This window comes from Novosphingobium beihaiense (assembly GCF_022832375.1).
GTDB classification, from domain to species: Bacteria; Pseudomonadota; Alphaproteobacteria; order Sphingomonadales; family Sphingomonadaceae; genus Novosphingobium; species Novosphingobium beihaiensis.
This window is the reverse complement of record NZ_JALHLG010000042.1, coordinates 1-14,549: the sequence shown is the minus strand read 5'-3', so window position 1 is coordinate 14,549 and position 14,549 is coordinate 1. Positions and strand designations below refer to the sequence as shown.

11 protein-coding genes, 1 tRNA gene and 1 pseudogene are annotated in these 14,549 nt (G+C 63.1%); 10 read left to right on the top strand and 3 right to left on the bottom strand.

The window, feature by feature from the left end:
- The first annotated feature begins 84 nt into the window (after positions 1-84).
- The 3 genes from fabF to MTR66_RS17910 are packed head-to-tail and all read left to right on the top strand — an operon-like array spanning position 85 to position 2,878.
- Positions 85-1,344: a beta-ketoacyl-ACP synthase II gene (fabF, locus tag MTR66_RS17920; protein WP_243923555.1), complete on the top strand. Its 1,260-nt coding sequence runs from the start codon at positions 85-87 to the stop codon at positions 1,342-1,344.
- 14 nt (positions 1,345-1,358) lie between these two features.
- Positions 1,359-2,333: an endolytic transglycosylase MltG gene (gene mltG / locus MTR66_RS17915; protein ID WP_243923554.1), complete on the top strand. Its 975-nt coding sequence runs from the start codon at positions 1,359-1,361 to the stop codon at positions 2,331-2,333.
- Positions 2,330-2,878, top strand: coding sequence for a 2'-5' RNA ligase family protein (locus MTR66_RS17910; RefSeq protein WP_243923553.1), 549 nt, complete (start codon positions 2,330-2,332; stop codon positions 2,876-2,878). Before mltG ends, MTR66_RS17910 begins: the two co-directional genes overlap by 4 nt.
- A 126-nt stretch (positions 2,879-3,004) precedes the next feature.
- On the opposite strand, the gene MTR66_RS17905 is transcribed toward MTR66_RS17910, so the two are convergent.
- The gene (locus MTR66_RS17905) at positions 3,005-6,460 is read right to left on the bottom strand and encodes an indolepyruvate ferredoxin oxidoreductase family protein (RefSeq protein WP_243923551.1); all 3,456 of its coding nucleotides are present in this window, start codon (positions 6,458-6,460) and stop codon (positions 3,005-3,007) included.
- Positions 6,461-6,564: 104 nt separating this feature from the next.
- On the opposite strand from MTR66_RS17905, the gene MTR66_RS17900 reads away from it, so the two are divergent.
- The 4 genes from MTR66_RS17900 to MTR66_RS17885 all read left to right on the top strand — a co-directional run bounded on the left by MTR66_RS17900 (position 6,565) and on the right by MTR66_RS17885 (position 11,585).
- Positions 6,565-7,035, top strand: a complete 471-nt coding sequence (locus MTR66_RS17900; protein ID WP_243923549.1) for an Lrp/AsnC family transcriptional regulator — start codon at positions 6,565-6,567, stop codon at positions 7,033-7,035.
- Positions 7,036-7,328: 293 nt separating this feature from the next.
- A complete protein-coding gene (locus tag MTR66_RS17895) occupies positions 7,329-9,569 on the top strand; it encodes a TonB-dependent receptor (RefSeq protein WP_243923547.1) in 2,241 nt (746 codons plus the stop codon).
- A gap of 18 nt (positions 9,570-9,587) precedes the next feature.
- Positions 9,588-10,910: a metal-dependent hydrolase family protein gene (locus MTR66_RS17890; RefSeq protein WP_243923545.1), complete on the top strand. Its 1,323-nt coding sequence runs from the start codon at positions 9,588-9,590 to the stop codon at positions 10,908-10,910.
- Positions 10,911-11,402: 492 nt separating this feature from the next.
- Complete coding sequence (locus tag MTR66_RS17885; protein WP_243923543.1) at positions 11,403-11,585, top strand: hypothetical protein; 183 nt, start codon at positions 11,403-11,405, stop codon at positions 11,583-11,585.
- Positions 11,586-11,616: 31 nt separating this feature from the next.
- On the opposite strand, the pseudogene MTR66_RS21470 reads toward MTR66_RS17885, so the two are convergent.
- Positions 11,617-11,760: pseudogene (locus MTR66_RS21470) on the bottom strand (integrase); the annotation flags it as partial.
- A 314-nt stretch (positions 11,761-12,074) separates the two neighbouring features.
- Positions 12,075-12,151: transfer RNA gene (locus MTR66_RS17875), tRNA-Met, on the bottom strand.
- A 234-nt stretch (positions 12,152-12,385) separates the two neighbouring features.
- Between MTR66_RS17875 and MTR66_RS17870 the strand changes: the two genes are divergently transcribed.
- The 3 genes from MTR66_RS17870 to MTR66_RS17860 all read left to right on the top strand — a co-directional run.
- Positions 12,386-13,009: a hypothetical protein gene (locus tag MTR66_RS17870; RefSeq protein ID WP_243923539.1), complete on the top strand. Its 624-nt coding sequence runs from the start codon at positions 12,386-12,388 to the stop codon at positions 13,007-13,009.
- Complete coding sequence (locus MTR66_RS17865; RefSeq protein WP_243923537.1) at positions 13,002-13,388, top strand: transcriptional regulator; 387 nt, start codon at positions 13,002-13,004, stop codon at positions 13,386-13,388. Before MTR66_RS17870 ends, MTR66_RS17865 begins: the two co-directional genes overlap by 8 nt.
- 115 nt (positions 13,389-13,503) lie before the next feature.
- Positions 13,504-14,549, top strand: a 1,046-nt coding sequence (locus MTR66_RS17860) for a cytochrome P450 (RefSeq protein WP_243923535.1), incomplete at its 3' end; no start/stop codon positions are given.

Below are 14,549 nucleotides of genomic sequence, written 5' to 3'. Positions count from 1 at the left end.
TCGACAGGCTCGACCTCTAAGGGGGCGGGCCTGTTGCCGTTTGGGCCGAATTGTTTTCGGCTGGCCGATTTTTCGGAGAGCGTAATGCGTCGTGTTGTTGTTACCGGTCTTGGTCTCGTCACCCCGCTGGGGGCGGACGTGGAAACGACATGGAAGAACATCCTCGCCAGCAAGAGCGGGGCAGGGCCGATCACCAAGTTCGATGCCTCTGACCAGAAGTGCCAGGTCGCCTGCGAGGTGAAACCGGCCGATCACGAATATGGCTTCGATGCCAACAAGCGCGTCGATCACAAGATTCAGCGTCAGGTCGATCCCTTCATCGTCTTCGGCATCGATGCCGCAGGGCAGGCGATCGAGGATGCGGGTCTTGAGGACATGGACGAGGCGACCAAGCTGCGCGCGGGCTGCTCGATCGGTTCGGGCATCGGCGGTCTGCCGGGCATCGAAAGCGAATCGCTGGTGCTCGCCAATCGCGGCCCGGGCCGCGTCTCGCCACACTTCGTGCATGGCCGCCTGATCAATCTGATCTCGGGCCAGGTTTCGATCAAGTACGGCCTCAAGGGGCCGAATCACGCGGTCGTCACCGCGTGCTCCACCGGCGCGCACTCGATCGGCGATGCCGCGCGCATGATCCGCGACGACGATGCCGACATCATGCTGGCTGGCGGCGCGGAATCGACGATCTGCCCGATCGGCATTGCCGGCTTCGCGCAGGCGCGCGCGCTCAATTGCAGCTATAACGACCGCCCGGAGCAGGCGAGCCGCCCTTACGACAAGGACCGCGACGGCTTCATCATGGGCGAGGGCGCGGGTGTCGTCGTTCTGGAAGAGTACGAGCATGCCAAGGCGCGCGGCGCGAAGATCTACGCCGAAGTGGTCGGCTATGGCCTGTCGGGCGATGCCTATCACGTGACCGCGCCCGATCCGGAGATGGACGGTGCGTTCCGCTCCATGTCCGCTGCGCTCAGGAAGGCGGGCATGACCCCTGCCGATATTGACTACATCAACGCCCACGGCACGTCGACGATGGCCGACACGCTCGAACTGGGCGCGGTGCGCCGTCTGTTTGGCGAGGCCATGGAGAACGTCTCGATGAGCTCGACCAAGTCGGCCATCGGCCACTTGCTCGGCGGGGCCGGGGCCGTGGAAGCGATCTTCTGCATTCTCGCCCTGCGTGACCAGATCGTGCCGCCCACGCTCAACCTCGACAATCCGGACGAGGGTTGTGAGGGCGCCGATCTTGTGCCGCACACGCCGCGTAAGCGTGAAGTGCGCGCGGTGCTCAACAACAGCTTCGGGTTCGGCGGCACCAACGCCAGCCTGATCATGCGCAAGGCTGACTGAGCCGGGGCGGGGCCATGATGTCCCGGCGCGGATGCGCTTTGGCCGCGGTTCTGGCCGCAGCCGCCCTGCTGGCTCTGTGGAGCTTCTTCGGCGGCTGGTACGCGTCCGGTCCGCTGGAGAAGGAGGGGACGTTCGTCGTCCCCAACGGGGCCAGTCTGACGGCCGTGGCGGAACGGCTGGAGAAGAAGGGCGTGATCCGCTCCGCCGGGGGCTTTGCCCTGCGCGCGCGAATTTTCGGCGGTGGTGGCGGCATCAAGGCGGGCGAATTCAGGATTCCCGCCCATGCCAGCGCCAGTCAAGTGCTTTCGATCATCTCCAGCGACGATGTGATTCGCCGCTTCGTGACGATCCCCGAAGGCATGCCCTCGATTCAGGTGCAGGAACGGCTGATGGCCGTGCCGCAGCTTACCGGCGATGTCGCGGTGCCTGCGGAAGGCTCTGTCCTGCCCGACAGCTATGCGTTCGATATGGACGAAACGCGCGAAGCCGTGCTGCGCCGGATGCAGGCGGCGATGCGCCGGACTCTGGCCGAACTCTGGGCCAAGCGCGGTCCCGATCTGGCGGTGAAAACCCCGGAAGAGGCGGTGATCCTGGCCTCGATCGTCGAGAAGGAGACTGCCAAGCCCGAAGAGCGGCGGCTGGTTGCGGGACTCTATTCGAACCGTCTCAAGAAAGGCATGCTGCTGCAGGCCGATCCGACGATCATCTATCCGATCACCAAGGGCAAGCCGCTCGGCCGCCGCATCCGCCAGTCCGAGATCGAGGCGGTGAACGATTACAATACGTACACGATGACCGGCCTGCCCAAACACCCGATCACCAATCCGGGCAAGGCCTCGATCGAGGCGGTGCTCCATCCGGCCAAGACCGATGCGCTCTATATGGTGGCGGACGGCAGCGGCGGGCATGCCTTTGCCAGCACGCTGGAACAGCACAACGCCAATGTCGCCAAGTGGTTTGCCATCCGGCGCGAGCGTGGGGAACTGTGAGCGCCGGTTCCGGTGACTGGATCGCCAAGGGGCCGAGGAAGCCCGGCGCTCCGCTGCTGATCACGGCCGAATTGCCGCTCGATGTGCTGGGCTGGACCGATGCCCTGCGCCGCGCGCACTATCCGCCCGAGCGCAACCGGCTGCGCGCCCATGCCACGCTGTTCCATGCCTTGCCGCCTTCGGTCGAGGAGGAATTGCTGCAGGTCTTGCGCGATCTGGCAAGAATCCCGCCGCCGCAGGCCAGGATTGGCGGGGTGATGAAGCTGGAGCGTGGCACCGCGCTGGCCGTCGAAAGCCCGGCGATGGTGGACCTGCACGCGCAGATCGCCGAGCGCATGCACGGGTTGCTGACCGATCAGGACACCCGGCCGCTGCGCCTGCATGTGACGCTTCAAAACAAAGTGAAACCCGAAGCGGCGCGGGCATTGCAGGCCCGGCTGGCGGGCGAGTTGCGCACGGTTTCCTTCCGCTTCCGGGGCTTCGGTCTCTATGCGTGGGAAGAGGGCCTGTGGCGCCCGATCCGGGTTATCGCGTTTCGCCGCTGACGTTTGTGAACAAAAAACAGGGGGCCAGAGCCGGTTTCCGGTTCTGGCCCCAGGCAGGGTGATTCTGCGGGTAAGGAGGAGCCGGAAGCTGCCGCCTTACCCGCGTGCTTTCGCGAGCCTTGGCTCTCAGGCGGTGAGGGCCTTTCGCTGCTCGGCATAGGCGTGCAGTGCGGCTTCCTTCACCGGGCCGAAGCCACGGATCATGTCAGGCAGTGCGGCCAGAGCGGTTGCTTGCTCAAGGTTCGTGCCGTCAAGGTTGGAGCACAGGCTGTCTATCGTCGCCAGATATTCGTCGCGCACGGCCCGTTCCGCCTTGCGTTCGGCAGTGCGGCCGAACGGATCGAAGGGGGTGCCGCGCAGGCGCTTGCCGCGCGCGAGCAGGCCGAAGGCCTTGAACACCCAGGGGCCGAACTTGCGCTTGGCCGGGCGGCCGGTGGCCGGATCGATGCGCGACAGGAGCGGCGGAGCCAGCCAGACCGAGACGCGGCCGGCCGAGGCGAACTGGTCCGCCAGTCCTTCATGGAACGCGGGGAGCGAATAGAGCCGCGCGACTTCGTATTCGTCCTTGTAGGCCATCAGCTTGTGCGCGTTGACGGCTACGGCGCGGCGGAAGGCCTCCCCCTTGGCGCCAAGGCCTTGGGCAGCGCGTTCGGCGGTCAGCATCAGGGCGCGGTAGCGATCGGCATAGGCGGCATCCTGATATTCGGTCAGGTCGCGCCAGAGCTTGTCGATCAGGCTGTCGATCGCGAGTTCCTTCGCCGGTTGCGGGGCGCCGATCCCGGCGTGCTTTTCCGCCTGCGCCATGTCGATTGCCGCGAACCGGCCCCAGTCGAAAGCGCGCAGGTTCAGCTCCACGGCGGCGCCATTGGCGGCAATCGCGCCGTGCATCGCTTCCAGCGAGAGCGGGATGAAGCCCTTCTGCCAAGCGTAGCCGAGCATTACCGTATTGGCGGTGACGTTGTTGCCGAACAGCCCCTCGGCAAGCCGGGTGGCCTTGAGCATGAGCGTGGCGCCGCCGGTTGCCGTTTCCAGTGCCTTGAGCATCTGGCCGCCGGGAAGTGTGATGTCGCGATCGCTCACGATATCGGCAGTCGGCGCCAGATCGCTGTTGACGATGGCCCGCGAACGCTGGGCGTTGAGGCGCGAGAGCGTGTCCGTTCCGGCCGAAACGACCGCATCGGTGCCGAGCAGCAGATCCGCCTCACCGGCGCCGATACGCACGGCATGGATCGGCGTGCCCGAGGGTGCCAGCCGGACATGGCTGACCACTGCGCCGTTCTTCTGCGCCAGGCCGGTGAAATCGAGGACCGTCGATTCCTGCCCGTCGAGATGCGCGGCCACGCCCAGCAGCGCGCCCACCGTCAGCACGCCAAGGCCGCCGATGCCGGTGACGAAGATGTTGTAGGGCTGATCCAGCCCGGCGCGCTCGGGCAGCGGCAGATTGCCCAGCAGTTCGGCTTCGATGTCCTTGATGCGGCCCGCGTCGGGCTTGCGCAGCACCGGGCCTTCGATGTCGACGAAGCTGGGGCAGAAGCCCTTGGTGCAGGAGAAGTCCTTGTTGCAGGCGGACTGGTTGATGCGCCGCTTGCGGCCGAATTCGGTATCCAGCGGCTCGATCGAGATGCAGTTGGACTGCGTGGAGCAATCGCCGCAGCCTTCGCAGACGCGCGGATTGATGAACAGGCGCCGGTCGGGATCGGGGAAATCCTTGCGCTTGCGGCGGCGGCGCTTTTCGGCGGCGCAGGTCTGTTCGTAGACGATAGCAGTGACGCCGGGGACGGTGCGCAGATGGCGCTGCACGGCGTCCATATTGTCGCGGTGCTCGATCTTGACGCCCGGCTCCAGTCCGGTGGCGCCGCGCCATTTGTCCGGATCGTCGCTGACGAGGTAGATTTCCTTCACGCCTTCCGCCGCGATCTGGCGCGTGATCAGCGCCGGGCTGATCTGCCCTTCTGCGGGCTGGCCGCCGGTCATGGCGACGGCATCGTTGTAAAGGATCTTGAAGGTGATGTTCGTATCGGCGGCCACTGCCGCGCGAATGGCGAGCAGGCCGCTGTGCTGATACGTGCCGTCGCCCAGGTTCTGGAAGATGTGCTCCGTCTTGGAAAACGGCGCCGCGCCGACCCATTGCAGGCCTTCGCCGCCCATCTGGCTGAAGGTGGCGGTCTTCAGTGCGGGCTGCGAGAGCGCCATGACGTGGCAGCCGATGCCGCCGCCGGAGATCGAGCCGTCGGGCGTCTTGGTGGAGCTGTTGTGCGGGCAGCCCGAGCAGAAAAACGGTTTGCGCGCGGGGAAGGAGGGGGCGCCGGCACTGCATGCGCCTTGCTCCAGCGCTGCAAGGCGAGGCGCCAGATCGATGGCCTCGTTGTCCTTGAGCCGTCCGGCGAGCACGCGCGCCAGCATGAGCGGGGAGAACTCCAGCACCGTGGGCAGGAGCTGGCTGCCATCGGGCGCGGTCTTGCCGGTGACGACGGGCTTGCGCCCGGTTCCGTTATAGAGCGCGGTCTTGATCTGATTTTCGACCGTGGGGGACTTTTCCTCGACGACGAGGATTTCCTCTGCCTCTCCGGCAAAGGCGATGAGCGGTTCGGTGGCGAGCGGCCAGCTCATCGCGACTTTGTAGATCGATACGCCAAGCGCTTGCAGCTCGGCATCATGCAGGCCGAGGTTTTCCAGCGCCTGCACCAGGTCCTGATGGGCCTTGCCGACAGTAACGATGCACAGCTTCTTCTTCCTGCTGGCAAAGACCGGGCGGTCGATCCGGTTCGCGGTGGCCCAGCCGATCGCGGCGGGCAGGCGCTCCTCGATCATCCGGCGTTCGTATTCGGCGCGCTGGGCCGGCCAGTTGATCCGGGGATCCCAGTTGAGCCCGTGTGCCGGAATCAGCTCGGCCGGGGAAACGAAACGCGGATCGGCGTCGGGCAGTTCGAAACCGGCGGCGCTTTCCACCACTTCGGCGATGGTCTTCATCGCCACCCACAATCCGCTGAAACGCGACAGGGCAATGCCCGCGAGCCCCAGCGAGAGAATTTCGGATACGTCCGCAGGCTGCAGCACCGGCATCATCACCGACTGGAAGATGCCGTCTGTCTGATGCGGGAACATCGAGGACTGCGCCGCGTGATCGTCGCCGCCGATGGCGAGGACGCCGCCGAGCGCCGATGTGCCGAGCATATTGGCGTTGCGGAACACGTCGCCGGTGCGGTCCACGCCATTGCCTTTGCCGTACCAGATGCCGAACACCCCATCGGCCTTGGTCTCGCCATAGGCCTTGTGCATCTGTGCGCCCCACAGCGCAGTTGCCGCCAGATCCTCGTTGAGGCCCGGCTGGAACTGCACGTCGTGGGCTGCCAGATACTTCTGCGCTTTCCAAAGCTGCTGGTCGTAGGCGCCGAGCGGCGATCCACGATAGCCGGTGACGAGGCCCGCGGTATTGAGCCCGGCCTTGCGGTCCATGCGGCGCTGCATCAGCGGCAGGCGCACGAGGGCCTGAATGCCGGTCATGAAAGCCGGGCCACTTTCGGCCATATAGATGGATTCGAGGCCAAAGGCCTTGCGGCGCATTGCGGAAAGATCGTTCATGCAGGCAAGACTAGCTGGTCAGCCCTAGGAATGGCTGCCATAGTTACGCCTCTTGCAGGCCAATTGTGGGTCTATCTTCCAGAATTTTCCTATGGCGTGGTGATATGAACCAAAACCAGAAACTCGATTCCTACGACCGCAAGATTCTGCGGCACCTTTCCGAAAATGGGCGCATCACATGGCGCGAACTGGCTGAAGAGATAGGCCTTTCGCTAACGCCGACCTTGCGCCGTGTGCGCATTCTGGAAGAGAGCGGCTATATAACGGGCTACTTTGCCCGGCTCGATGAGCAGCGGCTGGCAGGCTCGATGATCGTGTTCATTTCGGTCACGCTGGAACGGCAGATTCGTTCGATTCTGGCCCGGTTCGAGGAGCATGTGGCGTCGCTGCCCGAGGTTATGAGCGGCTTCTTAATGACAGGTGGCTCGGATTATCTGTTGCGAGCGGTTGTGAATGATCTTGACCATTATCGTGAATTGCTCGATGCGCTCACGAAAATCGAAGGTGTCGCACATATCCAGAGCAGCTTTGCCCTGAAGTCGTTCGTCAACCGGCCTGCACCGGTCATCCCATAAATTGTGGAACAGACCGGCGGCAGCCGGAGCGGCGTATCGAACTGCTGGAAATCCGCCCAGAAGGGGGATTCCGGCGGTTTTCCGATTCAGGTCAAGGTAATTGCTCAATTAGGGCAAGTTGCCAGAATTTCCATAAAATCGACGTGATTGCTCTAATTGGCATCGATTTTGTGCGTATGTTTGGTGAGATTTCCGCGGAACGTTGTGGCACTTTCGTTACATAGAGGGTGGAGAGGGCAAAGCAAACCAGAGCGAGGCGACAGAACCCGCTCGAACATTGAAACAGGGGTCCCATGAGCAAAAAATTCCGCACACTTTCGCGCATACTTCTTACCACGACGGCGGCATTCACTTTCCCGGCTCTTGCCCATGCACAAGACAGTGCAGATGCCGGTACGGAAGATACGGGCGGCGAAATTGTCGTTACCGCACTCAAGCGTTCCACATCGCTGCAGAAGACGCCGCTGGCGATCAGCGCGGTCACGGGCGACACGCTGACATCGATGGGCGTGAGCGACACCAGCCAGCTTTCGCGGGTCAGCCCGGGGCTCGTCCTGCGGGAAAGCGGCCTGTCGGGTTCGCGTATCACCATCCGCAACATCCGTGCGGCGGGCGAATCGCTCGTGGGCCTGTACTACGATGAAATTCCCATCCTGGGCTCGGCTGGTGTGAACTCCGACGCGGGCGGCACGCTGCCGGCGATCGACCTGTTCGACGTCGAGCGCGTGGAAGTGCTGCGCGGCCCGCAGGGAACGCTCTACGGTTCGTCCTCGATGGCGGGCACTGTGCGCCTCGTGCTGGCCAAGCCCGATCTCAATGTTCTGAGCGGCGCTACCAAGGGGCAGATTTCCAGCGTTGCGCATGGCGATGCCGGGTTCCAGACGCAGGCGATGATCAACGTTCCGCTGATCGACGACAAGCTCGCCATCCGCGCCGTCGGTTCCTATAAGAACCAGCCGGGCTTCATCGACAACATCACGCTGGGCCGTGACGACGTCAACGAGCAGCGCACCAAGAGCGGCCGCGTGATGCTTCGTGCCAAGCCGACCGAGGATCTCACGCTCGACCTGATGTTCATGGCGCAGGACCAGAAGGGCTCGATCAACAATTACTTCCTGGCGTCGGGTTCCTACAAGGCGAACTTCGAAGCGCTGCAGCCGCTGAATGACCGCACCCGCATTGTCAGCGGCACCGCGGCATGGGATCTGGGGCCGGTCACCGCGACCCTCGTCGGATCGCACAGCTACCGCGACTTCAACTACAGCTACGACATCACGGCCTTCTTCCGCACTTATGCGGAGCTGGTGCCGTCGCTGGCGGACGCTTTCAACGCACAGGCGCCTTCGGTTGCCAATTCCTCGCAGATCACCAAGACCGATACGGTCGAGCTGCGCTTCAGCTCGAATGGCTCGGACGTGCTGGATTGGACCGCCGGCCTCTTCTACTCGAACCGCAAGGGCGACATTCAGAGCAACGTCGTTGCTGTCGATCCGGCTTCGGGCAAGCGTCTGGCGATCAACGATACGACGCTCTACGGCCAGCGCGTGATCGGCGACGGGCTCAAGCAGCTCGCCGGTTTCGGCGAAGTAACCTGGCACGCAACGCCTGAACTCTCGGTGACGGGTGGCCTGCGTTACTACGACTATACCCGCACTGCTTCGGGTGAAGTGACCGTCGTTGATCCGCTCGTCGGTTTCTCGGCCTCGCCGTACACCACGTACAAGACCAAGGAGAACGGTTTCCTCTACAAGGGGAATGTCAGCTATCAGATCACGCCGGAAGCCATGGTCTATGCCACGGTATCCAGCGGGCAGCGTCCGGGCGGCATCAACCAGACCGTGGGCCTGTCGGATGAATTCGTCGCCTACCGTTCCGACACGCTGTGGAACTACGAAGTGGGCGCGAAGACGCAGTGGTTCGGCCGCATGCTGACCATCAATGCCGATATCTTCCGCATCGACTGGGACGACATGCAGACGAGCGGCACGTTCCCCAACACCAACTTCGGTTTCATCACCAATGCCGGCCGCGCGCGGGCCTACGGTGTGGAAGTGGAGACCACGCTGCGTCCGATGTACGGCCTGGAACTGCAGGCTTCGGGTGCCTACACCGACACCGAGCTTCTGGAAGACCAGTCCAACCAGAACCTGGTGGCCTCGGGCCTGAAGGGCGACCCGATTCCTTTCGTGTCCAAGGTGACGGCGCAGGGCAGCGCGCAGTATGACTGGGCGCTCTCGGAAGGCCTTTCGGGCGTGGTGCGGGCCGACGTGTCCTACAGCGGCAAGTCGTGGACGGTGTTCCATCACGAGAACGCCTTCCAGCAGTACCTCCCGTCCTTCACCACTGTTAACCTGCGCGCAGGTATCAGCGGGGATGTGGACCAGTGGAGCGTGGCCCTGTTCGTCAACAATCTGACGGATGAGGACGCGATCATCTCCAAGAGCAGCGGGAACATCTTCGGCGGTCTCGACAAGGTGCGCGCCATCAGCATCACGCCGCGCACCATCGGCATCGATTTCAGCAAGCACTTCTAAGGGAAAAGGCGGACAGTCATGAAGAACCGGAAACACACCAAACGGATCGCCATGCTGTCCGCCGCCCTGGCTCTGTGCTGGGCCGGCGCGGCGCAGGCGAAAGATATCGTCATCCACGCCGGCACGCTGATCGACGGCATTTCGAATGCCGAAAAACACAACGTGTCGATTGTCATCCATGACGATCGCATCGTTTCCGTCGATGACGGGTTCGTCACGCCCGAAGGCGCCGAAGTCATCGATCTGTCGAAGAAGACGGTCCTGCCCGGTCTTATCGACACGCACGTTCACCTGACCTTGCAGCTGGGCAAGTATCCGCAGCTGCTTGGGCCCGTAACCCGCTCCGCCTTCGACGGGGCGATGGAGGGTGTCGCCAATGCCCGCACGACATTGCTGGCCGGGTTTACCTCGGTCCGCGATGTCGGCGGCTACACGCCTGCCGTCGTGGCTCTGAAGCGTGCCCAGAAGGAAGGCACCATCGAAGGGCCGCGGATGTGGGTTTCGGGCAATATCGTCGGCCCCACGGGCGGGCATGGCGATCTGTCCACCGGCTACGATCCGGCGCTTTCCAAGCCGGAATGGAGCGCGGGCATCGTTGATGGTGCGGATGAAGCGCTCAAGAAAGTGCGCGAGATGCACCGCGACGGCGTGGATCTCATCAAGATCGTTCCCTCGGGCGGCGTTGCCAGTGTGGGCGACGATCCACAGGCCCAGTTGATGACCGATGCCGAAATCAAGACGATCGTCGACACGGCCCATGTGTTGCACATGAAAGTGGCGGCGCATTCCCACGGCACCCAGGCCACCGACCATGCGTCGGAACTGGGGGTTGATTCCATCGAACATGGCACGTTTGCCACGCCTGAAACCTACAAGATCATGAAAGCGCACGGCACTTATCTGGTGCCGACGCTGATCGCGGGTGAGACGGTTTACAGATTCGCAAAAACACATCCAGAACTGCTGAGCCCTTCGGTCGCACAAAAGGCCCTTGCAGTCGCACCGCGAATGAACCGTAACGCCTATGACGCCTGGAAAGCCGGGGTGAAGATCGCCTTCGGCACCGATGCGGGCGTCTATCAGCACGGCCTGAACGGCCAGGAATTCGCGCTGATGGTCAAGGCAGGCATTCCGGCCATGGATACGATCAAGGCCGCCACCACTTCGGCGGCGGACCTGATCGGAGACAGCGCGGACATCGGCAGCATCCAGCCGGGCCGCTATGCCGATATCGTCGCCACTGATGGCGATCCGCTGGGGGACATCGCCCAGCTCCAGAATATCGGCTTCGTGATGCAGGGTGGGCGTGTCTACAAGCAGGACGGGCACGTCATTCCCTGAACGCTATCCCGAGCTTGCAGGAGGGGCTTTCCACCTGCAGGCGAGGGTTATCGCAGGACGAAAGTCCAGGTCGGCTGGAGAGGCGGGGGGCTTCTCCAGCCGATTTTTTATGTGAGCGGCGGGGCGGGCGGCAGCGCCGGAACTGTGATGTCCGGAAAGCGGGTGCCCATCCATGGGCACGAAAAGGCTCTGCAGGTGCATCGATGTGCATCAGCGTAATGGGCGAGCGATCAACCAATTGGCCAAGGGCTTAGGCTGCCTTCCGCCGATAGTGGGCAGCGCATCAAAACCGGCATGAAAAGCGCGCGGCGCGCGGTGGTGGCGCGGGCATCGTGCCATGGGGCGCCGATTCAGTGGATCGCGCCGTATGGGCCGCCTGGAGCACCATTGGTGGATATAATACGTGACACGGCGCGTAATAACCTTTTGCGCTGCGGCAAGGGTGTTCGGCGTGCAGCCTCTACCGGCTACACGGCGTGTCAGCCGTCCTCAATGCCCGCTTCCCCGACGCCCACTCCAGCGGCGTCCGGCAGCCAGAGCGTTCAGGTCGATTTCGGGTCCGGCAAGCCCAATCTCTACTGCCACGATTACACGAGTGTGCAGCAGGAGCAGGCCGTGCGCCCGGGCGACGCCAAAGTCGGTGACGATACTGTCCTCGCCGTTCGTGCCGTCTGATTTCGTGCACCAATTCGGCTGGGCTGATCTCGGTGATCGGCCTCCGGCCAAATTCGTTGCCAGGCAATTTGATCAGCCAACGATACTTTTCCAGCGTGCGCGGCGAGACCTCTTCCTTTTCCCGCTTTGCGAGCAACTCTTCTGCCACCTTGGCGAAGCTGTTTTCCGCCCGCATACTAGCTTCGATCCGCGCCTGCCGCTTGGCGGCATTGGGATCGATGTCATGGGCGAGCAGCCTGCGCGCCTCGGCCAATGTGAATTGAGGATACGGGCCGATAGCCAGTTTCCACTCCACGCCGTTCCTGCGGTGTCGGTCAGCGCCATTGAGGGCCTCGCTTTTGCGGGGGGCTTTCCGAGCCCCCAAATTATGCACTGATCGACCGCAATTGCAGGCAAACAAGGGCAGTCGCTGACAACCAGCGATTGCCCTTGAACTAGCGGAAAAGTGGGATTTTTTCAACCTTTGGCGACTGTCGCCAAACAGGATGATGGTAGCGGAGGAGGGACTCGAACCCCCGACACGCGGATTATGATTCCGCTGCTCTAACCGGCTGAGCTACTCCGCCATACCAAGGCCTTCCGTCACCGGAGGCTCAATCTGGTGCACCGGATCGCCGGTGCAGGCCGCGTCCTTTAGGGGGGAGGTGGGCCCCGGTCAACACCCAAAAAGCAGGCTCATGCGGAAAGATCCGGCGGGCCGGTTTGGCCACGCAGCGCCTCGGTCCGCGCGGTCCAGGCGATTTGTCTTGACCTGCGTGCAGGCCTGTATAACTTTGCAATCCAAAGTTGGAGAGCGTCCGGTGTCTGAAGTTGAGCAGGCCATTGCCCAGATTGCCGATATTCGCGCGCAATTGGCGGCAAGCACGCGCTTTCGCGGTTATGCGCCCGAGGCGGTGGGGATGATCGGCCTGCTGTCGCTCATGATCATGCTGATGCAGCTTGTCTGGCCCGCGCGCTTTGCCGAGAGTGACCAGCAATATGTGATGATATGGGGGCTGCTGATGGCTGCCGGGTGCCTGCTGATCGCGGCTGAGGCGATCCTGAGAACGCGCCGGGCGAGGGACCATATGGCGCAGCCCATGCTGCTTTCCGCCATGCGCATCGTTGTGCCTGCCGCGGTCATTGCCGCAGCAGTCCCTGTTGCCATTCTGGCTTATGCGCCGAAGGCGGCCTGGATCGTGCCGGGGATCTGGCAGATGCTGATCAGTCTGGTGGCTTTTGCCAGCTATGCGACGATGCCGCGCAGGATCGTCTGGCCAGGAGCCTGGTTTCTGCTGTCGGGGTCGGCAGGACTGTTTCTCGCCGGTGCGCAGGGCGGGCTGACGCCGCTTGTGGTGGGCGTGCCGTTCGTTGCAGGCCATTTCGCGATTGCCTGGGCCCTGTCTGACAGAGGGTCTGACAGGGAGGGGGGCGTGCATGCCTGAGATCGCTGCTGAGACGCCGTTTGCCTTTAGCGGGCTGGACAGGATTTTCCACGAGCGCGCCCGGCTCGGCATCGTCACGTCGCTGGCGGGGCAGCCGGACGGACTGTCCTTCGCGCAGCTCAAGCAGCTCTGCGGGCTGACCGACGGTAATCTCAACCGGCATCTGACCGTGCTGGAGGAAGCCCGCTACGTGACCATCGAGAAGGGGTTCGATGGCAAGCGTCCGCAGACCCGGTGCCGCCTTTCGGAACTGGGGCGCGGCGATTTCGGCCAGTACCTTGCCGCCCTGGAAAGCGCACTGCGCCATGCGACGCGCGCGGCTGAGGGGAAGCAGGCGGTATCCGACAGCGCCCCACGGTTGCGGGAACGGCCCGCCTGATCCCGCATGTTTTGCCCATGAACTTTGTAATGCAGAATACTTTGTAACCAAGAACATAAAACCTGAACGGGCCGGATGCCCGCATTGCAATGCCCATGTCCTGAGGAGAGGAACCTTGAGCGCACCATTCGCCACTGCCGAACGCATTCCTGAGACCGTCCCGCCCGAACTGGTTTGGGACAAGGATTTCGACACATTCACCACTGAGGGAAATGATCCTTTCGTTTCGATCGCGCGATTGCACGAAGGGCCGCCAGTGATTTGGGGCACGGAGGCCAATTTCAAGCGGCCCGGCTGGATTCTCACGCGAGACGACGTGATCCGCGAGGCCTTCATCGATTACGAGCATTTTACCTCGGAACGCCCGGGCATGATCGCGGATATGCTGGGCGAGCCGATCCTGCTCAATCCGATCGAGATCGATCCGCCCAAGCACCATCAGTACCGCAAGATCCTCAATCCCTTTTTCACCCCGGCCGCGATCCGCAGCTATGACGAGCCGGTGCGGCAGATCTGCCGGGAACTGATCGGGAAGTTCAAAGACAGGGGCGAGTGCGAATTCGTCGATGCGTTCGCCGTGCCGTTTCCATCCTACGTCTTTCTCGATCTGATGGGGATGCCGCGCGATCTGCTCGATCAGTTCATGGGCTGGCAGGACGAGCTGATGCGCGCCAGCGATCCGATGGTGCGCGTGGCCGCCGCGCGCTCGATCTACGGCTATCTCAAGCAGCACATGGAAGCGCAGAAGGCCAATCCGACCAACGAGTTCCTGAAAGGGATCGTCAGCGGCGAGGTCGAGGGGCGGCCGATGAACTACTACGAGATGATGGGCATGTTCTATGTGCTCTATGTCGGCGGGCTGGATACGGTCTATTCGACGATCGGCTGGATCATGCAGCACCTCGCCATGCATCCGGACCTGCAGCAGCAGCTGCGTGCGGAGCCGGACCTGCTGCCACAGGCGGTGGAGGAGTTCTGCCGGGCCTATTCGGTGGTCGTGACCCATCGCGCGGTGACGAAGGATTTCACCTTCCACGGTGTGCCGATGAAGAAGGGGGACGAGGTGAACATGCCGATCATGCTCGCCAACCGCGATCCCTCGGTCTACGCCGATCCGCACAGCGTCGATATCGAGCGCAAGCCGCGCCATATCGCTTTCGG

Coding starts and splice junctions, on each gene's coding strand:
- MTR66_RS17885 (WP_243923543.1), top strand. CDS start 11,403: ATGCCCGCTTCCCCGACGCCCACTCCAGCGGCGTCCGGCAGCCAGAGC.
- fabF (WP_243923555.1), top strand. CDS start 85: ATGCGTCGTGTTGTTGTTACCGGTCTTGGTCTCGTCACCCCGCTGGGG.
- MTR66_RS17865 (WP_243923537.1), top strand. CDS start 13,002: ATGCCTGAGATCGCTGCTGAGACGCCGTTTGCCTTTAGCGGGCTGGAC.
- MTR66_RS17905 (WP_243923551.1), bottom strand. CDS start 6,460: ATGAACGATCTTTCCGCAATGCGCCGCAAGGCCTTTGGCCTCGAATCC.
- MTR66_RS17900 (WP_243923549.1), top strand. CDS start 6,565: ATGAACCAAAACCAGAAACTCGATTCCTACGACCGCAAGATTCTGCGG.
- MTR66_RS17890 (WP_243923545.1), top strand. CDS start 9,588: ATGAAGAACCGGAAACACACCAAACGGATCGCCATGCTGTCCGCCGCC.
- MTR66_RS17895 (WP_243923547.1), top strand. CDS start 7,329: ATGAGCAAAAAATTCCGCACACTTTCGCGCATACTTCTTACCACGACG.
- mltG (WP_243923554.1), top strand. CDS start 1,359: ATGATGTCCCGGCGCGGATGCGCTTTGGCCGCGGTTCTGGCCGCAGCC.